Source organism: Micromonospora globosa (assembly GCF_000717585.1).
GTDB classification, from domain to species: domain Bacteria; phylum Actinomycetota; class Actinomycetes; order Mycobacteriales; family Micromonosporaceae; genus Micromonospora; species Micromonospora aurantiaca.
Map to the genome: position 1 here is coordinate 33,606 of NZ_JNZR01000038.1, position 18,561 is coordinate 52,166.

Sequence of the window (18,561 nt, forward strand, 5' to 3'; positions counted from 1 at the left end):
GCCGGGCGCGGCCGGGTGACCGGTCGTCTCGTACCATGTGGGCTTCCGACCGACGACCGGCGAGGGGATCAGGGTGCTTTCAGCCCGCCGAGGCGCTACGACGGGCATCGCGCTGGCAGCTCTGCTGCTGGTCACGGCCGGTTGCGGGCCGGTCGCCGAACGGCAGCCGGCGGACCTGCGGGTCGGCTACGACAGCCTGGACGGCACCCTCGCGGTGTGGCCGCCGCGCGGCAGCCTGGCCCGCGACGCCGCGGCCACCGCCGCGATCACCACAGCGGTACGCGACTGGCGCTCCCCGGTGGACGACCGGGTGCACGTGCCCACGTCCGGCATCCTCTTCTCCGGTCAGGTCGCCGGGTCGGCGCTCGCGCTCGTCGCCGCCGACGTGCCCGGCGAGTCCGCCTCCTGGCTGCTGCAACTCGACCGGGACGGGCAGCGCTGGCGGGTCGTCCACGCCACCGAGTACACCGACCCCGGCTACCTGGTCTACTCCGACGTGCTGCCGGTGCGGGAGCCGTCCGGCCGCCGCTACCTCACCTCGGCCCGCGTCGAGCGCCTGACCGGGCCCGACGGCAAGGTGCTCGGCACCACCGACGGCGTCACCGACCCGGTCGCCGTACCGGACTGCCGGGCCGTCGAAGTGACCGCGACGCTGCGGGCCACGCCGTCGCTGCCGCGCGGCCGGGCCGCGGACCGCGTCCTCGACCTGGGTACGGCCACCGAAGCGCCCCGCTACCCTCTGGTACGCGACGAGACGGGTGCCGGCAAGCGTGCGCTGACCGGATTGGACACCTGCGTGCTCGCCGGTGAGCGGGGCCCGTTCGGCAGCGTGCCGCGCCGCATCGGCGACCGCGAGGCACCCCGCTCCGCGCCCGAGTCCTGGCCGATGGCGAAGATCGCGACGCGTTCGCTCGGCTCGGTGGCTCTCGGCGAGGGCGAGCCGGGTGAGTTGGAGCAGCTCAGCTGGGAGACGCCGGCCGGGACGATGACGGCCGTGGTCTACCGGCCCGCCGACGGTGGCACTCCGGTGGTCTCCCCCGCCGACCGGTCCACCACGCTCCAGGCGTACCACCTGCCGATGCCGGGCCGGCCGCTGGCGGTGCTGTCGTGGCGTACCCGGGACGCCTCGTTCTCCGCCCCGCCCGGCACGACCCGCCTGGTCGACCGTCCCGGCCTGGTGGTCGTGGAGCACACCGACCAGAGGCAGACGTTCAGCCTGGCCGGCACCGAGAAGACCTGGTACCGCTCCCTCCCCACCCCCTGACCCTCTCGTCCTCTCCCCTCCCTCACCGCACCCCGCCCCGCCTCGCGCGTTGGCCCGGTCCCGTCGATCATGAAGTTGACGGCGACAAACCGGACACCCCGCACGGCCAACCTCATGATCATCCACCCTGCTCGGTGATCAAGGAGTTTGTGTCACCCGGGAGTCCCTCCACGCCCCCAAACTCCTTGGTCAACGGGGCAGGGGCAGGGGCAGGGCTGGCGCGACTCGCGATCTTGCAGTTGGGGCCCCGCTGAACAGGGCATAACCGGCAATCTGGGGGCCGGAAGTGCAAGATCGACGGAATCGGGGCGGGTGTAGAAGGCTCGGGCCCGGGTGTTGCGCTCCCACACCTCCAGCACGCCCAGCGCCAGTCCATCGTCCTCGAGGTGCCCGACGAACAGCGCGTGCAGCGCACCACCCACGCCTCGTCCCCACATCTCCGGGTCGACGTGGATGGAGCTGCGGGGTCGTCCGCGGATCCAGGTCGGAGGAGTGCGGCGGCCCCAGGGCCAGCACGCCGGCCAGGGCACCGTCCACGATGGCGCAGCGCACCCGCTTGTGCGCCGAGGTGATCGCCGCCGCCCAGCCCCGCCTCGCGTACCTCCGCGACCCCTCCCTCGACCCCAAACATCCGGCGATCTTGCGATTGCGGCCCTCCCTGATCGGGCTAAGCCGACATCAGGAGGGCCGCAAGTGCAAGATCGACGCGGAACCCCGGCGCGGACGGCGCGGGTGGGGGCAGGTCAGGTCAGCTCTGGGCTCGGGCTCCGTTTGTGGCCGGGTCGACCGGGGCGGCGTCCAGGCCGGAGATCCAGCCGGTGACGTCACGCGCCACATCCTGGGCGGTCAGTCGCAGGTCGGCCAGGATCTGCGCGCGGCTGCCGTGCGGGTGCCAGTCGGCCGCTACGCCGAGGTCCTTGACCGGTACGCGGACGTCGGCGTCGCGCATCGCCTGGGCCAGCGCCGAGCCGACGCCGCCGATGCGTACGCCGTCCTCCACGGTGACCACGAGCCGGTGCGCGGACGCCAGCTCGACCAGTTCGGCCGGCACCGGGCGCACCCAGCGCGGGTCGACCACTGTCACGCCGTAGCCCTGCTCGGCGACCCGGGCGGCGACCTCCACGCCGAGGCCGGCGAACGAGCCGACCGCCACCAGCAGCACGTCGGTACGCGCCGACTCGGCCAGCACGTCGACCGGGCCGACCCGGCGTACGGCCGGCAGGTCGGCGGCGACGGTGCCGGTCGGGAAGCGCAGGATGGTCGGGCCGTCGTCCACGGCGACCGCCTCGCGCAGCTCCTCGCGCAGCGTGGCCGAGTCGCGGGGCGCGGCGATCCGCAGGCCGGGCACCACGCCGAAGACCGACATGTCCCAGATGCCGTAGTGGCTGGGCCCGTCCGGGCCGGTGATGCCGGCCCGGTCCAGCACGAACGTGACCGGCAGCTTGTGCATCGCCACGTCCAGCAGGACCTGGTCGAACGCCCGGTTGAGGAACGTGGCGTAGACCGCGACCACCGGGTGCAGCCCGCCCATGGCGAGGCCGGCGGCGGAGGTGGCCGCGTGCTGCTCGGCGATGCCCACGTCGTACACCCGCTCCGGGTACTTGCGGGCGAGCGTGGCGATGCCGGTGGGCTCGGCCATGGCGGCGGTGATGCCGACCACGTCGGGGCGCTCGTCGGCGATCGCGACCAGCTCGTCGGCGAAGACGTTGGTCCACTTCACCGACGGCACGGCGAGCAGCTTGCCGGTCTCGGCGTCGAACGCGCCGGGGCCGTGCAGGCAGTCGGCCTCGTCGTCCTCGGCGGGACGGTAGCCGTAGCCCTTGCGGGTGACCGCGTGCACGATCACCGGGCCGCCGAAGTTCTTCGCGGCGCGCAGCGCCGCCTCGACCGCCGGTACGTCGTGACCGTCGACCGGGCCGACGTACTTGATGCCGAGGTCCTCGAACATGGCCTGCGGGGCGACCGCGTCCTTGATGCCCTTCTTGACCGCGTGCAGCACCTCGTACATCGGCTTGCCGACGAACGGGGTGTTGCCGAGCGCGTCCTTGACCGTGTCGAGCACCTTCTCGTAGCCGGGGTTGAGCCGCAGCGACGACAGGTGGTCGGCGAGGCCACCGATGGTCGGCGAGTAGGACCGGCCGTTGTCGTTGACCACGATCACCAGCGGGTTGCCGGCGGTGGCGATGTTGTTCAGCGCCTCCCAGCACATGCCGCCGGTGAGCGCGCCGTCGCCGACCACGGCGACCACTGAGCGCTTCTCGCCGCGCAGCGCGTACGCCTTGGCCAGGCCGTCGGCGTACGACAGGGCGGTGGAGGCGTGCGAGTTCTCGATCAGGTCGTGCTCGCTCTCCGCCTGGCTGGGGTAGCCGGAGAGGCCACCGCGCTGGCGGAGCTTGTCGAAGCCCTCCTGCCGGCCGGTGAGGATCTTGTGCACGTACGCCTGGTGGCCGGTGTCGAAGAGGAGCCGGTCACGCGGGGAGTCGAAGACCCGGTGCATCGCCAGGGTCAGCTCGACCACACCGAGGTTGGGGCCGACGTGGCCGCCGGTGCGGGAGACCTTGGCGATCAGGAAGTCACGGATCTCGGCGGCGAGGATGTCCAGCTGCTCGGCGGTCATCCGCTTCACGTCCTGCGGGCCGCGGACGGTGCCCAGCAGCCGACCGTGGTTGGCCGTGCCCTCTTCAACACTCATGACCGGAGAGTCTATCGGCCGCGGAACAGTCCGCAGCCTGGCCGTGCATCGACCCAGGTCAGGCGTCCACCACGAGCCGCCGGGGCGCGGGTGGGCGCGGCGCGGCGACGGACGGGCCCGCAGGGGTCCAGGAGCCGAGCACGGCGGCCCGGGACGCCCCGGTCACCGACGGCACCGCGCCGGGTAGCCCGTGCCAGGACAGCCAGCCCAGCAGCGCGAACGCGTACGCCTCCTTGGCCTGGGCCGGTACGCCCAGCTCGTCGGTGGTGCGCAGCCGCCAGCGCCCCTCGCCCAGGGCCGCCAGCCGCGCCCGGAGTGTGGGATTGCGCACTCCCCCGCCGGCGGCCACCACCTCGGTGACCCGGTGCCGGTCGCAGGCGCCGGCCACCGTGCGCGCGGTCAGCTCGGTGAGCGTGGCCAGCACGTCGTCGGCCGCCACCGGCTCCCCGAGCGCGGCCAGCGCAGCGTCCAGGTAGCCGCCGTGGAACAGCTCCTTACCAGTCGACTTGGGCGGCGGCGCGGCGTAGTACGGCTCGGCGAGCAGCCGGGCCAGCAGCGCCGCGTGCACCCGGCCGGCCGCGGCCCGCGCCCCGTCGACGTCGCAGGGCCGGTCCAGGAAGCGCCGGGCGGCGGCGTCCAGCAGCGCGTTGGCCGGGCCCACGTCGTACCCGAGGACCGGCGCCCCGGGCGCGACCACTGTGAGGTTCGCGATCCCGCCGAGGTTCAACGCGGCCCTGGCACCGGCCTCCGGGTCGAGCAGCAGCGCGTCGAACGCCGGGACCAGCGGCGCGCCCTGGCCGCCGGCCGCGACGTCCGCCGAGCGCAGGTCGTGCAGCACCGGTACGCCCACCCGGGCGGCAACCCGGGCCGGCGCGCCGAGCTGGAGCGTGCCGCGTACCCGGCCGTCCTCGACCCAGTGGAAGACCGTCTGCCCGGGCGACACCACCGCGTCGGCGGTGCCCCCGGCCAGTTCGACGCCGGCCGCCGCCGCCTCCGCGAACACCTCGCCGAGCCGGTTGTCCAGCCGGCAGACCGCCTCGATCGTGGTGGCCGCCGGGGGCAGCAGCGCGCCGATCTCGGCCCGCAGGTCGTCCGGGTACGCCAGCTCCCGGTGCCCGAGCGGCCGCAGCCGCAGCGTGTCGCCGTCGGCGGTGAACTCGGCCGCCACCACGTCCACGCCGTCGTAGGACGTGCCCGACATCAGCCCGACGATGCGCAAGGAAGGGCCCCTTCTTAACGGATCCGGTAGTGGAAGGGCCCCTCATTAACGCGATCAACGCGACCAACGCGACCAACGCGACCAACGCGCGGAGCCGGGACAAGATCAATCCTGCGGGGGCAGGAACAGGCCGACGAGCTCCACGTGCTGGGTCATCGGGAACAGGTCGAAGCCGCGCAGCGCGGCCAGCCGCCACCCCGCCTCGGCGAACGTGCGCACGTCCCGGGCGAAGGCCGCCGGGTCGCAGGCCACGTAGGCGACGGCACGCGGCCGGGCGGCCACCACACCGCGGACCACCGGCGCGCCCGCTCCGGAGCGCGGCGGGTCGAGCACCACCAGGTCGACCGGGCCGGTGATCCGGCGCCGGGACAGCGCCGCCTCCACCCGCGCGGCGACCACCTCGACGGCGCGCAGGTCGGCCAGGTTCTGCCGGGCCGCGGCCACCCCGTCCGGCGCCGACTCGACGAGCGTCACCCGGGCCCCGTCGACCCGTTCGGCGAGCGCGGCGGCGAACAGGCCGGCCCCGCCGTACAGGTCCCAGGCCGTCTCCCCCGGCCGCGGGTCGAGCAGGTCGAGGACCGCGCCGGTCAGCGCGTCCGCCGCGGCCGGGTGCACCTGCCAGAACCCGGAGGCGGGCAGCGTGAAGGACCACCCGGCCGCCGTCTCCCGGACCCGCTCCGGCCCGCTCACGGCCGTCGGAACCCCATCGGTGTACGCGACCACGGCGACGTCCCCGCCGGTGCTGGCGACCGTCTCCACCGCGTCGGCGTCGGGCCAGCGGGCACCGGTCGGCGGGAGCACCGGCAGATCCTGGATCGCCGGGTGCGCGATCAGGCACCTGTCGATCGGCACCACCTCGTGCGAACGGTGCTTGAGCAGCCCGGCCCGGCCGGCCGCGTCGACCGCGTAGCGGACCCGGGAACGCCAGCCCAGCGGTCCGCCGGGCAGCGCCTCGACGCGTACGCCGAGCGCGTCCACCTGCTCCGCGGTGAGGCCGCCCAGCCGGGTGAGCTGCTCGTGCACCACGGAGAGCTTCCAGTCGAGCTGGGCGGCCGGGGCGACGTGCTGGAGGTCGCAGCCGCCGCACCGGCCCGGACGGGCGTACGGGCACGGCGGGGTGACCCGGTCCGGCGAGGCGGTGAGGATCTCCACGGCATCGGCGCGGGCGAAGCCCCGGTGCAGTTCGGTCACCTCGGCCACCACCCGCTCACCGGGCAGCGCGTGCCGGACGAAGACCACCTGCCCGCCGACCCGGGCCACGCAGTGCCCGCCCGGCGCGACCGCGTCGACTGTCAGCTCGACCCGCTCGGCCTCCTCCAGCCCGGGCCGGTCCACCGACGCAGGACCGGGGCGCTCCACCGCGCTCACGAGCGCTCCTCCCTCTCGGCGGACGGCGTGGACGCCACCGGCGGCGGCAGGGTGCTCTGCGGCGCCACCCGGGGGCCGCGCGCCGGGCCCCGGCTCAGCGTGGCGTCCAGCCGGTCCAGGTTCTTGCCGGCGGTGGACGCGAGCTGCCAGGGCACGCTGGTCACCATCACGCCCGGCTCGAACAGCAGCCGCCCCTTGAGCCGCAGCGCGCTCTGGTTGTGCAGCAGGTTCTCCCACCAGCGCCCCACCACGTACTCGGGAATGAAGACGGTGACCACGTCGCGCGGCGACTCACGGCGCACCGATGCGACGAAGTTGAGGATCGGGCGGGTGATCTCCCGGTACGGGGAGTCGATCACGGTGAGCGGCACCGGCAGCTCGCGGCGCTCCCAGTCGGCCTGGAGGTCGCGGGTGTCCTGCTCGTCCACGTTCACGGTGACCGCGGTGAGCGTGTCCGGCCGGGTGGCCCGGGCGTACGCGACGGCCCGCAGCGTCGGCTTGTGCAGCTTGCTGACCAGCACGATGGCGTGGTTGCGGGCGGGCAGCACGCCCCGCTGCTCGGTCGGCTCCAGTTCCTCGGCGATCCGGTCGTAGTGCCGGCGGATGCCGAGCATCACCACGTACATCACCGCCATCGCGACGATCGCGATCCAGGCGCCGAGCAGGAACTTGGTGGCCAGCACGATGATCAGCACCACGCCGGTCATGACCATGCCGAACGTGTTGATCGCCCGGGAACGGAGCATGCGGCGGCGCGCCTCCGGGTCGCGCTCGCGGCGCAGGTGCCGGTTCCAGTGCCGGATCATGCCGGCCTGGGAGAGCGTGAACGAGACGAACACCCCGACGATGTAGAGCTGGATGAGCTTGGTGACCTCGGCCTGGAAACCGATGATCAGCACGATCGCGAAGACGGCCAGGAAGAGGATGCCGTTGGAGAACGCGAGCCGGTCGCCGCGGGTGTGCAGCTGGCGGGGCAGGTAGCGGTCCTGCGCGAGGATCGAGCCGAGCACCGGGAAGCCGTTGAAGGCGGTGTTGGCGGCCAGGAACAGGATCAGCGCGGTCATCCCGGCGACCACGTAGAGCAGCACCGAGCCACCGCCGAACACGGTCTCGCCGAGCTGGGTGGTGACAGTCTTCTGCACGTACCCGTCCGGGCCGGAGATGATCTGCGTGCGCGGGTCCTCGACGAACTGGAGGCCGGTGAGGCGGGCCAGCCAGATGATGCCGACGAGCATGGCCACCGCGATGCCGCCGAGCAACAGCAGCGTGGTCGCCGCGTTCTTCGACTTCGGGCTCTTGAACGCCGGTACGCCGTTGGAGATCGCCTCCACGCCGGTGAGCGCGGCGCAGCCCGAGGAGAACGTCCGTAGCAGCAGGAACACCAGCGCGAACCCGGTGACGCTGTGCTCGGCCTGGATCTCCAGGCCGGCGCTCGGCGCGCGCAGGTCGTCGCCGAGCACGAAGACGCGGATCAGCCCGGTCAGCAGCATGCCGCCGATCACGATCACGAAGCCGTACGTGGGGATGGCGAAGGCGGTGCCCGACTCACGCAGGCCGCGCAGGTTGATCGCGGTGAGCAGCACCACCGCGCTGACCGCGATGAGCACCTTGTGGGTGGCCACGAACGGCACCACCGAGCCGAGGTTCGCCACGCCGGAGGAGACCGAGACGGCGACCGTGAGCACGTAGTCGACGAGCAGCGCGCTCGCCACCGCGAGGCCGGCCTTGGGCCCGAGGTTGACAGTCGCCACCTCGTAGTCGCCACCGCCGGAGGGGTAGGCGTGCACGTTCTGCCGGTAGCTCGCCACCACCGTCAGCATGACCACGACGACCGCGAGCGCGACCCACGGCGAGAAGATGAACGCCGAGGCGCCGGCGATGGACAGCGTCAGGAGGATCTCGTCCGGGGCGTACGCCACGCTGGAGAGCGCGTCCGAGGCGAAGACCGGCAGCGCGATGCGCTTCGGCAGCAGGGTGTGCTGGAGGCGGTCGGACCGGAACGGTCGACCGAGGAGGAGTCGCTTCAGCAGCGAGGTGGGTCGGGCCACAACCGCCAAGCGTACGACCACCGGGTCCGGGGCGCTGGGGTGGTCGATCTCCCCCGCGTGCGGCCGCGCGGTACGGTTCGGTCCCCCGTCCGGCAGGGGGACGTGGCAGGCTCGCAGACGACGGGTCGGCGGGCGGCGCCGTGGGAGGAGCGGACACCGTGCATGTGGTGATCATGGGCTGCGGGCGGGTCGGGTCGACCCTGGCGCACAGCCTGGAGTCGCGTGGACACTCGGTGGCGGTGATCGACCAGGACGCGGACGCGTTCCGCCGTCTCGGGCCCGACTTCGCCGGCATCACCGTCACCGGTGCGGGCTTCGACGGCGAGGTGCTGCGTCAGGCCGGCATCGAACGGGCCGACGCGTTCGCGGCGGTGTCCAGCGGCGACAACTCCAACATCATCTCGGCCCGGCTGGCCCGGGAGACGTTCGGCGTGTCCCGGGTCGCGGCCCGCATCTACGACCAGCGCCGCGCCCAGGTCTACGAGCGGCTCGGCATCCCCACCGTGGCGACCGTCCGGTGGACCGCCGACCGGATGCTGCGCCACCTCGTCCCCGAGGGCAACGTGGAGATCTTCCGCGACCCGACGAGCACCGTCTCGATCATCGAGGTGCCGGTGCACAAGGACTGGATCGGCCGTCCGCTGCGGCAGCTGGAGCAGGCCGTCGGCGCCCGGGTGGCCTACCTGAACCGGTTCGGGATCGGCACGCTGCCCACCGCCTCCACGGTGATCCAGGAGGGCGACCAGGTCTACATGCTGGTGACCGACGACATCAACGGCCCGGTCACGTCGGTGGCGGCGGCGCCGCCGGAAGGGGGGCACTGAGCCATGCGGATCGCCATCGCCGGCGCCGGCAACGTGGGCCGCTCGATCGCCCAGGAGCTGATCGACAACGGCCATCAGGTGATGCTGATCGAGCGGCAGCCGAAGATGCTGCGGCCCGACCGGGTGCCGGCCGCGGACTGGGTGCTCGCCGACGCGTGCGAGCTGGCCAGCCTGGAGGAGGCCGACGTGGCCGGGTGCGACGTGGTGGTGGCCGCCACCGGCGACGACAAGGTCAACCTGGTGGTGTCGCTGCTGGCCAAGACCGAGTTCGCGGTGCCCCGCGTGGTGGCCCGGGTCAACCGGGCGGAGAACGAGTGGCTGTTCACCGAGCAGTGGGGCGTGGACGTCGCGGTGAGCAAGCCGCGGGTGATGGCGGCGCTGGTCGAGGAGGCGGTCACCGTCGGCGACCTGGTCCGGCTGATGACGTTCCGGCAGGGCGAGGCGAACCTGGTCGAGATCACGCTGCCGCCGACCGCGCCCTACGTGGGGCAGGCGATCCACGCGGTGCCGATCCCCCGGGACGCGGCGCTGGTGGCGATCGTGCGCGGCAAGCGGGTGCTGGTGCCGACCCCGGACGACCCGATCGAGGCCGGCGACGAGCTGGTGTTCGTCTGCACTGCGGCGGTGGAGGACGACGTGCGCGCGGTGATCCTCGGCCCGCCTAGCACGGACCGGCACCGCGACCGCGCCTGAGGCGGCGGCGTCAGGAGCCTGGTAGCGGGGTGGGTGCGGTCTCCCGGGTGACCCGGCGCACCACCCACACCGTGATCAGCAGCAGCAGCGCGTACGGCGGGTAGCCCAGGGCGAGCCGGGCCACGCCGAGCGCGGTGTCCTGGTGGGCCAGGTAGAGCCCGGCCTGTACGCCGACCTTGGCCAGCCACACCACGCCCCACAGCACGGTGAGCTGGGTGAAGGTGCGTACCAGCTTGGGGTCGTCGCGCCACTCGGAGCGGCCCTTGGCGACCAGCACCGACCAGATCCAGCCGACCAGCGGCTGCCGGATCGCGGCCGACAGCAGCAGCGCCAGGCCGTACCCGATGCCGTAGAGGATGCCCGGCAGGTAGAAGTCGCGCTCGTCGCCGGTGCGCAGCGCCAGCAGCGCGCCGACGCCGACGCCGAACAGCCCGTTGACCGCGTGCCGCACCGGCTTGCGCTGGGCCAGCCGCAGCCCGGCGATCAGCAGCGCCACCGCCACCGAGGCGTACACGGCGGGGCGCAGCTCGCCGATCACGTTGGCGATCACGAAGACCACCACCGGGATGCTCGACTCGACCAGCCCGCGCCATCCGCCGAGCTGGTCGGCCATCTGCTCGGCGAGGCTGGGCAGCCGCTCCTCGTCCTGCGGGCCGAGACCCGACGGGGTGTGCTGCTGTCCGGTCGTCACTTCGGCGACTCCAGCTCGTAGTACGGGTTGTAGATCACCTTGCGGTCGTCGCGCACCGCCACCCGGCCGCGCGCGGTCAGGTGCCGGCCCGGCTCGATCCCGGCGATGTGCCGGCGGCCCAGCCAGACCAGCGTCACCACGTCGTTGCCGTCGTAGAGGTCGGCTTCCAGCGTGGGCAGGTTCGTGCGGGGCGTGTAGACGACGGTACGCAGCCGGCCGGCCACCGACACCACCTGACCCCTGTTGCACTGGTGGGCGGGCGTGCCGCCGGACTCGGCGCTCTCCCGGCGCAGCTCCTGCGCCTCGATCTCGGCCTCGCTCGCGGTGAGCCGGTGCAGGAGCCGCCGCAGCGACCCCCGGCTCTCGTCGGTCGTCATGACCTCCGCGTCACCCTCTCCACAGCGGGGCCCCGCGGGCGGCGGAACCGTCCCGCCAGCGTACGCGCAGTGGCCGCCCGGCGGGAGCGGCGTGGCGCGTACCGCCGGCCGGGACCGGACACGCCGCCGGCCGGGACCGGACACGCCGCGGGCCCGGCGCCGGTACGACGCCGGGCCTGGGCACGTGTGGATCAGACCTCCTGCGAGTCGGCGGCCTGCTGCTCGGCGACCTCGCGGGGCAGCCGCAGCGGCAGCGGCTCGCGCACCGGCTTGGCCTCCTGGCCGCGGTCGACGACCAGGCCGTCCAGGCAGGCCGCGAGCGGGCCGGCGGCGGCCGGGTCGGTGGCGGCCGCACCCTGGAAGACGCCGCGCACCATCCAGCGCGGGCCGTCGATGCCGACGAACCGCAGGTCGGTCGGCCCGTCCGGGGTACCCACCCGGGCACGCAGCTCGGGCCCGTGCTCCCCCTCGACCTCCTGGGCGGTCGCGCCGTCGCTGACGAGCGACTGGCGGATCTCCTCGCGCACCTCGTCCCAGATGCCTTCGGAGCGGGGCGCGGCGAAGACGCCGAGCTGGAGCGCGTTCTGGCCGTGCACCAGCACGACCTGCTGGATCACGCCCTGCGGGTCGGCCTGGACCCGCACCTCGACGTCCGGCACCGCCGGGATCCGCAGGCTGCCCAGGTCGAGGCGAGGCGCCTCCGGGGCCTCGCTGACGTCGTACGGGCCGCGGCCCGGCGCCGACGGGGTCTCCTCGGCGTCGAGGACCCCATTGTCACGCGCCTCGTCGGCCCGCTTCCGGGAGAAGATCACTGCGCCCACCCTCCGCTGTTCACACTCACCCTGCCACCTCTTCGCTCTGCCCGCCGGACGGCGCCGGGACCAGCCCGGCGTGCCCGCCGGTGGACCCGTGCCCGCCCGTGCCACGCCGGGACTCGGGCAGCTCGGCCACCGGCCGGAACTCGGCCCGGGCGACCCGCTGGACCACGAGCTGCGCGATGCGGTCACCCCGGCTGATCTTGGCCGGCGTGTCCCGATCGTGGTTGATCAGGTTGACCAGGATCTCACCCCGGTAGCCGGCGTCGACCGTACCGGGCGCGTTGAGCACCGTCACGCCGAGTCTGGCCGCGAGTCCGGATCGGGGGTGCACCAGCCCGACGTAGCCGTCCGGCAGCGCCACCGCCACGCCCGTGGGCACCAGGGCCCGGCCGCCGGGGGGCAGCTCGACGTCCGCGGCGGCCACCAGGTCCGCACCGGCGTCGCCGGGATGGGCGTACGCCGGCAGTGGCAGCTCCGGGTCGAGCAGCCGCACGGGCACGGGTACGACGTCTGTCACGGTCATCCTCTTCCGTCCGGTCCTGCGGGGTGCCCCTGCCATCCTGCCGGTTGCCGGGCCGCTCGCGCGCCGTACCCTCGTCTGTGTGCGTCAGTCGTCATCTCCGGCCGCCCCGACGGCCACCGCCGCGCCGTACGCGGAGCGTCTCGGGCTGCCCTGGTGGGCCTGGCCGGCCGGGCTGGCCGCGGCCGGTCTGCTCGCGGTCGAGCTCTGGATGGGCGCGACCGGGGTGCGCGCCTGGCTGCCGTTCGTGCTGCTGATCCCCGCTGCGGTGGCCGCACTGTGGTGGCTGGGCCGGATCCGGGTCGAGGTGCGTGACGGCGAGCTGCGGGTCGACGACGCCCACCTGCCGGTGCGGTACGTCGCGGACGTGGTGCCGCTGGACGCGGCCGGCCGGCGCGAGGTGCTCGGCGTCGGCTCCGACCCGCTCGCCTTCGTGGTGCAGCGGCCGTGGATCGGTGGCGCGGTGCAGGTGGTGCTGGACGACCCGGCCGACCCGACGCCGTTCTGGGTGGTCAGCACGCGGCACCCGGTCCAGCTGGCGACCGCCCTGCTGGCCGCCCGCGACGCGGCCTGACCGTCCACCGCGACCCGCCGCGGCCCGCCGCGGCCCGGGACCGGTCAGGACGGCGCCTCCGGCAGGGCACGCGCGGTACGCCGCAGGTCCTTGCGCAGTTGCTCGCCGAGCGCGCGGGTGGCCCGGCGGTTGAGGTAGCCGGCAACGGCGGCGCCGGTCAGGAACGGCCCGAGCGTGGTGAGGTTGCGCCCGAAGCGGCGCATCAGGCTGTCCCGCAGTTCCCGGCGGGCGGCGGTGCCGAGCACCGCGCTCACCCCGACGCCCGGCATCATCGGGTTGACCCCCCGCTGGGTGGCCCAGGACTGCACGAGCGCCACGGCACGGCCGGTGCCGCCGGGCGGCAGCGGCACCCGGTGGACCTCGTGCAGCTCCCCGATCAGTTTCAGCTCGATCGCCACCACGGCCACCGTCTCGGCGGCCAGCAGGACGGGAGCGGAGAGCAGGGTGGGCGTGACCGCCCATTCGACGGCGGCGACCCCGCCGCCCGCGGCACCGACTCCGGCGGTGGCGCGGGACGCGTTGCGGACCAGCCGGTCGGCGAGCGCCTCGTCGTCCAGGCCGGGAAAGTGCCGCCGCAGCGTGGCGAGGTCGCGGATCGGCACGTGCGGGGCGACCTCGGCGACCGTGTCGGTCATCCAGCGCACCGCCGCGCGGGGCTTGAACAGGTCGGTGATCCCGCGGGCGCGGGCCTGCCCGACCAGCCGGGTCAGCAGTTGCCGCCGGCGGGCGGGCGCGATGTCGTCGGCGGTCAGGGCGGCGACGGTGGCGCCCAGCTCCTCGGTGTCCGGGCTGTCCGGGCCCGGTACGTCCGGGCCGGGCTTGTCCGGGCCGGCTTCTTCGCTGCGCTCGCTCACCCGTCCGCCCTCCTGCTCCGCGCGGCGTGGCAGCCGCCCGTACGAGTCAAGCAGCTCCCGGCCGAGCGCGCACGGCGGCGGCTCGAACAGCGGCGGCCCCGTCGAGGAGGCCGCCGCTGGTGTCCCCGGTCGGGATCAGACGCACTCGCGGCAGATCAGGTCGCCGTTGCGCTCGACCGCCAGCTGGCTGCGGTGGTGGACCAGGAAGCAGCGGGCGCACCGGAACTCGTCCTGCTGCATCGGGAGGACCTTGACCGTGAGCTCCTCGTCGGCCAGATCGGCGCCGGGCAGCTCGAAGCTCTCGGCCACCTCGGCCTCGTCGACGTCCACGGCACCCGACTGTGAGTCGACCCGCCGGGCCTTGAGCTCTTCCAGGCTGTCCTCGCCGAGGTCGACCTCGTCGCGACGCGGGGCGTCGTAGTCGGTGGCCATCGGTTTCACTCTCCAATATCGATATTGTCGCTGCCGGTTGTAACGCCGGACGACGCCGTTTCGGTTCCCCTGACCGGCCACCATCTCTGTCGGGCACCCGACCCGAAGAGCGGTGGGCCGGGCTCGCCGGTGCGAAATGCCCCCGGTGAGCGCGGAACCTTACCCCCCCTGTGGGCGAGGCATGTATACCGCCCTCGCGGGAGAGATGTACGCCTCTGCGCCCGAAGTTGTTCCCAATGTGACTCAGGCGACACGAAGATAGGGGTAGTCCTACCGGTTCACCGCGTGGCGCGCCGGTATGTCGGACTGTTTCCACGCCTGAGCCGGACAAGCGTTAACCTCAGCGGCGTACTGGACGGCCGACAGGTCGCGGCCCGACCGCGTCGCCCGCCACCACCCAATCACTGTCCGGGGAGCGCCCAGGATGAGTTTTGCGCGAGTGCGGGCACTCGTTGTCGTCGGACTGCTGGCGGTCGTCGCCCTGGTCTTCGTGGTCGTCGCCGTGCTGAAGGACAGTCAGGGCACAGCCGGTACGGCGGCCGCCTGCCCCGATGGCTGGCCGCTGGTCGACCTGCGCCTGCGGGAACAGAAGGACGTCAAGATCAACGTCTACAACGCGACCGACGAGGCCGGCCGGGCCGGCAGCGTCGCGGACGACTTCCGCAACCGCAAGTTCCAGGTCAAGAAGGTCGGCAACGAGACCAAGGCGTTCGACGGCGTGGCCGAGCTGCGGTTCGGGCCCAAGGCCGTGGGCTCGGCGCACCTGCTGCGCGCGTACTTCCTCAACGAGGCCAACCAGAAGTTCGACCCCAAGCGCAAGGACGACGTCGTCGACGTGGTGCTGGGCAACCAGTTCCAACAGCTCGCCACCACCACCGAGGTCAACCAGTCGCTCGGCGACCTGGGCGCACCGCAGGCGCCGACCGGCACCTGCCCGATGCCGATCGAGAAGTAGGCGACGGGCGCACCGACGGCACAGGGCGGTCTCCCCCGGGGAGGCCGCCCTGTCGCGTGTCCGGCGCCGTCACGGCCCGCCCGAGGCGTCCAGGTCGGCCAGCCGGTCGTGCAGCGGCCCGTGCAGCGCCGGCGGCGCGGCGAGCACCAGGTCCGGGCCGGCCGGGAGGCCGGACAGGCCGGTCACCAGCAGCCCGGCCTCCCGGGCGACCAGCCCGCCCGCGGCCAGGTCCCAGTCGGCCAGACCCTTCTCGTAGTACGCGTCCACCCGCCCCTCGGCGGCCAGGCAGAGGTCGAGCGCGGCGGCGCCCATCCGGCGGATGTCCCGGATGTGCGGGATCAGCTCGGTCACCACCCGCGCCTGGTGGGCCCGGCGGCCGGCGTCGTAGCCGAACCCGGTGGCGACGAGCGCCTGCCCGAGGTCGGTGGCGGCGGAGCCGTGCAGCCGCTGCCCGTCGCGCCAGGCGCCGCCGCCGAGCGTCGCGGTCCACTCCTCGCCGGTGACGATGTTGCGGACCACACCGGCGACCACCTCACCGGCCACCTCGGCGGCCAGCGAGACGGCGCAGTACGGCAGCCCGTACAGGTAGTTCACGGTTCCGTCGATCGGGTCGAGGATCCAGCGCACGCCGTCGGGGCCGGCCGGGCCGGTCTCGCCCGCGCCGTACTCCTCGCCCAGCACGGCGTCGCCGGGCCGGCGCTGCCGCAGCGCGGCGACCACCTGCCGCTCCACCGCCCGGTCGGCGGCGGTGACCACGTCGGTCACCGTGCTCTTGGTCGCGGCCACCGAGACGCCCTCGACCCGCATCCGGTACGCGGTGGTGGCGGCCTCCCGGGCCACATCGACAGCGATCGTGAGCAACTCCCGCGCCGTGGGCGTCGAGATGATCATGTCTCTCCCCTTCCGGCACGATCGGGACCGGCCGTCTCGTGCGCGGGTATCATCCTTACAAAGTCCACATCTGCGCCGAATCTGCGGTCCCGGACCGCAGGTCCGCCGTGCGGCGCGGGATGATCGCGGCAGACGGCGTTACAATTCACCCTGCCCACGCGCCACGGACCGCCAGCGACCGGACGGCCCGGGACACGGGGGTCCTCAACGACTCGCCCGGCGCGGCCGTCCCATGCTGCGCCGGACGACCCGGCCGTGCTCGCTCTTTCGCCTCCGGAAGGTCTTCGTGACAGATCCCCGCCAGACCGGCGCCGACGTTCGCTCGCTCACCGACACCCTGATCGCCCACGCGCAGAGCGCCGGCGGCCAGCTCACGTCGGCCCAGCTCGCGCGCACCGTCGAGTCCGCTGAGGTGACCCCGGCCCAGGCCAAGAAGATCCTCCGCGCACTCTCCGAGGCGGGCGTGACGGTGGTGGTGGACGGCTCGGCGAGCACCCGCCGCCGCGTCGCCGCCGCCCGGTCCGCCACCCCGGCCTCCCGCGCGACCACGGCCAAGACCACCAAGAAGGCCGCCGCGCCCGCCCCCAAGCAGGCGCCCGCCGCCGAGGAGTCGCCCGCCCCGGCCCCCCGGAAGGCGACCGCGCGCAAGGCCACCACCGCCGACGTGGCCAAGGCCGCGGCCCCGGCGAAGGCCACCAAGACGACCCGCGCCACCAAGGCCACCGTGGCGGCGAAGACCGCAGCGGCCAAGCCGGCCAAGGCCGGCGGCAAGGGCGAGGGCCCCGACGGCGAGATCGATCCGGAGGAGCTGGCCGCCGAGATCGAGGACGTGGTGGTCGAGGAGCCGGCCGAGCTGACCCAGGCCGCCGAGGCCGACGCGGCCAGCTCCGCCACCGACAACGACTTCGAGTGGGACGACGAGGAGTCCGAGGCGCTGAAGCAGGCGCGCCGGGACGCCGAGCTGACCGCCTCCGCCGACTCCGTGCGGGCGTACCTGAAGCAGATCGGCAAGGTGCCGCTGCTCAACGCCGAGCAGGAGGTCGAGCTGGCCAAGCGGATCGAGGCCGGCCTCTACGCCGCCGAGCGGCTGCGCGCCGCCGACGAGGGCGAGGAGAAGCTGGTCCGCGACCTCCAGCGCGACCTGATGTGGATCTCGCGGGACGGCGAGCGCGCCAAGAACCACCTGCTGGAGGCGAACCTGCGGCTCGTGGTCTCGCTGGCCAAGCGCTACACCGGCCGTGGCATGGCCTTCCTCGACCTCATCCAGGAGGGCAACCTCGGCTTGATCCGCGCGGTCGAGAAGTTCGACTACACCAAGGGCTACAAGTTCTCCACCTACGCCACCTGGTGGATCCGCCAGGCCATCACCCGCGCCATGGCCGACGGAGGAGCTGGCCAAGGAGATGGACATCACACCGGAGAAGGTGCTGGAGATCCAGCAGTACGCCCGGGAGCCCATCTCGCTCGACCAGACCATCGGCGACGAGGGTGACAGCCAGCTCGGCGACTTCATCGAGGACTCCGAAGCGGTCGTCGCGGTCGACGCGGTGTCGTTCTCGCTGCTGCAGGACCAGCTCCAGCAGGTCCTGCAGACGTTGTCCGAGCGTGAGGCGGGCGTGGTGCGCCTGCGTTTCGGCCTCACCGACGGCCAGCCGCGCACTCTGGACGAGATCGGCCAGGTGTACGGCGTGACCCGGGAACGCATCCGGCAGATCGAATCCAAGACCATGTCCAAGTTGCGGCACCCCTCGCGTTCCCAGGTGCTCCGCGACTACCTGGACTGACCGCGTACGTCAACAAATCGTGCCGGTTTGATCACCAGCCGTAGAACACTCTTTGGTGATCGTTCGGTTGCCTGTTTGTGATCGTTGACGTGGCACCCTTGGTGCACGGCACACTGTCCTCCACGCCAGGTGTGACCTCGGTCCCCCGCGGGCACACAGGGAAGGCAGGGCCCGAGATGGGTGTTGCACGATAGGTGAGCAACCGAAGAGAGTGTTCATCGGTGACGACCAGAGGAGGAAGGCGATGACCCCGACCCTCACGCCGCCGCCCGAGACGGTGAGCCCCCCGGCCGCCGATGAACGGTGCGACCGCTGCAATGCTGCCGGCAAGCTCCGCATCACTCTGGCGGGTGGGAGTGAGCTGGTGTTCTGTGGGCACCACGCGAACAAGTACGCGGAGGATCTCGTGAAGATCACCGTGCGGTACGCGTCGGACCCGGAGTTCAGCTGGCGAGGCGCCGATCTCATGGCGAACTGAGGTCCGACAAGAAGTCCACAACCCGACATGACCGGCCGGAGGCACCCGCAAGGGGAGCCTCCGGCCGGTTTTTCGTGCC

At 73.3% G+C, this 18,561-nt stretch carries 18 protein-coding genes and 1 pseudogene; 7 read left to right on the top strand and 12 right to left on the bottom strand.

Annotated features, from left to right (window positions below):
• Positions 1-73 precede the first annotated feature (73 nt).
• Positions 74-1,264 (top strand): hypothetical protein, encoded by a 1,191-nt coding sequence (locus IF06_RS0127790; protein ID WP_030274547.1) that lies wholly within the window; start codon positions 74-76, stop codon positions 1,262-1,264.
• Between the two features lie 152 nt (positions 1,265-1,416).
• Here the strand turns inward: IF06_RS0127790 and IF06_RS35000 are convergent, their stop codons facing one another.
• The 5 genes from IF06_RS35000 to IF06_RS0127810 all read right to left on the bottom strand — a co-directional run bounded on the left by IF06_RS35000 (position 1,417) and on the right by IF06_RS0127810 (position 8,591).
• Entirely contained in the window at positions 1,417-1,701 is a 285-nt protein-coding gene (locus tag IF06_RS35000) for a GNAT family N-acetyltransferase (RefSeq protein ID WP_084588859.1), read from the bottom strand.
• A gap of 311 nt (positions 1,702-2,012) precedes the next feature.
• On the bottom strand, positions 2,013-3,956 hold the full coding sequence (dxs, locus tag IF06_RS0127795) for a 1-deoxy-D-xylulose-5-phosphate synthase (protein ID WP_013474513.1): 1,944 nt from the start codon (positions 3,954-3,956) through the stop codon (positions 2,013-2,015).
• A gap of 58 nt (positions 3,957-4,014) precedes the next feature.
• Entirely contained in the window at positions 4,015-5,175 is a 1,161-nt protein-coding gene (locus IF06_RS0127800; RefSeq protein WP_030274549.1) for an anhydro-N-acetylmuramic acid kinase, read from the bottom strand.
• 105 nt (positions 5,176-5,280) lie between these two features.
• Complete coding sequence (locus tag IF06_RS0127805) at positions 5,281-6,543, bottom strand: class I SAM-dependent RNA methyltransferase (RefSeq protein WP_084588860.1); 1,263 nt, start codon at positions 6,541-6,543, stop codon at positions 5,281-5,283.
• The gene (locus IF06_RS0127810) at positions 6,540-8,591 is read right to left on the bottom strand and encodes an APC family permease (RefSeq protein ID WP_030274552.1); all 2,052 of its coding nucleotides are present in this window, start codon (positions 8,589-8,591) and stop codon (positions 6,540-6,542) included. Before IF06_RS0127810 ends, IF06_RS0127805 begins: the two co-directional genes overlap by 4 nt.
• 158 nt (positions 8,592-8,749) lie before the next feature.
• Here IF06_RS0127810 and IF06_RS0127815 point away from each other — a divergent pair, with 158 nt between their 5' ends.
• Positions 8,750-9,415, top strand: a complete 666-nt coding sequence (locus IF06_RS0127815; RefSeq protein ID WP_013284798.1) for a potassium channel family protein — start codon at positions 8,750-8,752, stop codon at positions 9,413-9,415.
• Between the two features lie 3 nt (positions 9,416-9,418).
• The gene (locus tag IF06_RS0127820; protein ID WP_030274554.1) at positions 9,419-10,108 is read left to right on the top strand and encodes a potassium channel family protein; all 690 of its coding nucleotides are present in this window, start codon (positions 9,419-9,421) and stop codon (positions 10,106-10,108) included.
• Positions 10,109-10,118: 10 nt separating this feature from the next.
• Here IF06_RS0127820 and IF06_RS0127825 read toward each other — a convergent pair whose 3' ends face one another.
• The 4 genes from IF06_RS0127825 to dut all read right to left on the bottom strand — a co-directional run bounded on the left by IF06_RS0127825 (position 10,119) and on the right by dut (position 12,511).
• Entirely contained in the window at positions 10,119-10,799 is a 681-nt protein-coding gene (locus IF06_RS0127825; protein ID WP_013284796.1) for a DUF3159 domain-containing protein, read from the bottom strand.
• Positions 10,796-11,176 (bottom strand): OB-fold nucleic acid binding domain-containing protein, encoded by a 381-nt coding sequence (locus IF06_RS0127830; protein ID WP_013284795.1) that lies wholly within the window; start codon positions 11,174-11,176, stop codon positions 10,796-10,798. The genes IF06_RS0127825 and IF06_RS0127830 overlap by 4 nt, the downstream gene beginning before the upstream one ends.
• A gap of 191 nt (positions 11,177-11,367) precedes the next feature.
• Complete coding sequence (locus IF06_RS0127835) at positions 11,368-11,988, bottom strand: DUF3710 domain-containing protein (protein WP_030274556.1); 621 nt, start codon at positions 11,986-11,988, stop codon at positions 11,368-11,370.
• A gap of 25 nt (positions 11,989-12,013) precedes the next feature.
• Positions 12,014-12,511: a dUTP diphosphatase gene (gene dut / locus IF06_RS0127840; protein WP_030274559.1), complete on the bottom strand. Its 498-nt coding sequence runs from the start codon at positions 12,509-12,511 to the stop codon at positions 12,014-12,016.
• Positions 12,512-12,596: 85 nt separating this feature from the next.
• Here dut and IF06_RS0127845 point away from each other — a divergent pair, with 85 nt between their 5' ends.
• The gene (locus IF06_RS0127845) at positions 12,597-13,088 is read left to right on the top strand and encodes a DUF3093 domain-containing protein (RefSeq protein ID WP_013284792.1); all 492 of its coding nucleotides are present in this window, start codon (positions 12,597-12,599) and stop codon (positions 13,086-13,088) included.
• 44 nt (positions 13,089-13,132) lie between these two features.
• On the opposite strand, the gene IF06_RS0127850 is transcribed toward IF06_RS0127845, so the two are convergent.
• Both IF06_RS0127850 and IF06_RS0127855 read right to left on the bottom strand, forming a co-directional pair.
• Positions 13,133-13,942, bottom strand: a complete 810-nt coding sequence (locus tag IF06_RS0127850; protein WP_030274561.1) for a hypothetical protein — start codon at positions 13,940-13,942, stop codon at positions 13,133-13,135.
• Positions 13,943-14,077: 135 nt separating this feature from the next.
• Positions 14,078-14,374, bottom strand: a complete 297-nt coding sequence (locus tag IF06_RS0127855) for a DUF4193 domain-containing protein (RefSeq protein WP_013284790.1) — start codon at positions 14,372-14,374, stop codon at positions 14,078-14,080.
• Positions 14,375-14,813: 439 nt separating this feature from the next.
• On the opposite strand from IF06_RS0127855, the gene IF06_RS0127860 reads away from it, so the two are divergent.
• Positions 14,814-15,329, top strand: coding sequence for a LytR C-terminal domain-containing protein (locus IF06_RS0127860; protein ID WP_030274563.1), 516 nt, complete (start codon positions 14,814-14,816; stop codon positions 15,327-15,329).
• A 69-nt stretch (positions 15,330-15,398) separates the two neighbouring features.
• On the opposite strand, the gene IF06_RS0127865 is transcribed toward IF06_RS0127860, so the two are convergent.
• A complete protein-coding gene (locus IF06_RS0127865) occupies positions 15,399-16,220 on the bottom strand; it encodes an inositol monophosphatase family protein (protein ID WP_030274565.1) in 822 nt (273 codons plus the stop codon).
• Positions 16,221-16,506: 286 nt separating this feature from the next.
• Here IF06_RS0127865 and IF06_RS32360 point away from each other — a divergent pair.
• Positions 16,507-18,004: pseudogene (locus IF06_RS32360) on the top strand (RNA polymerase sigma factor).
• 244 nt (positions 18,005-18,248) lie between these two features.
• The gene (locus IF06_RS0127875) at positions 18,249-18,482 is read left to right on the top strand and encodes a DUF7455 domain-containing protein (RefSeq protein WP_013284786.1); all 234 of its coding nucleotides are present in this window, start codon (positions 18,249-18,251) and stop codon (positions 18,480-18,482) included.
• Positions 18,483-18,561 lie beyond the last annotated feature (79 nt).

Coding starts and splice junctions, on each gene's coding strand:
- IF06_RS0127875 (WP_013284786.1), top strand. CDS start 18,249: ATGACCCCGACCCTCACGCCGCCGCCCGAGACGGTGAGCCCCCCGGCC.
- IF06_RS35000 (WP_084588859.1), bottom strand. CDS start 1,701: ATGTGGGGACGAGGCGTGGGTGGTGCGCTGCACGCGCTGTTCGTCGGG.
- IF06_RS0127855 (WP_013284790.1), bottom strand. CDS start 14,374: ATGGCCACCGACTACGACGCCCCGCGTCGCGACGAGGTCGACCTCGGC.
- IF06_RS0127820 (WP_030274554.1), top strand. CDS start 9,419: ATGCGGATCGCCATCGCCGGCGCCGGCAACGTGGGCCGCTCGATCGCC.
- IF06_RS0127830 (WP_013284795.1), bottom strand. CDS start 11,176: ATGACGACCGACGAGAGCCGGGGGTCGCTGCGGCGGCTCCTGCACCGG.
- IF06_RS0127865 (WP_030274565.1), bottom strand. CDS start 16,220: ATGATCATCTCGACGCCCACGGCGCGGGAGTTGCTCACGATCGCTGTC.
- dxs (WP_013474513.1), bottom strand. CDS start 3,956: ATGAGTGTTGAAGAGGGCACGGCCAACCACGGTCGGCTGCTGGGCACC.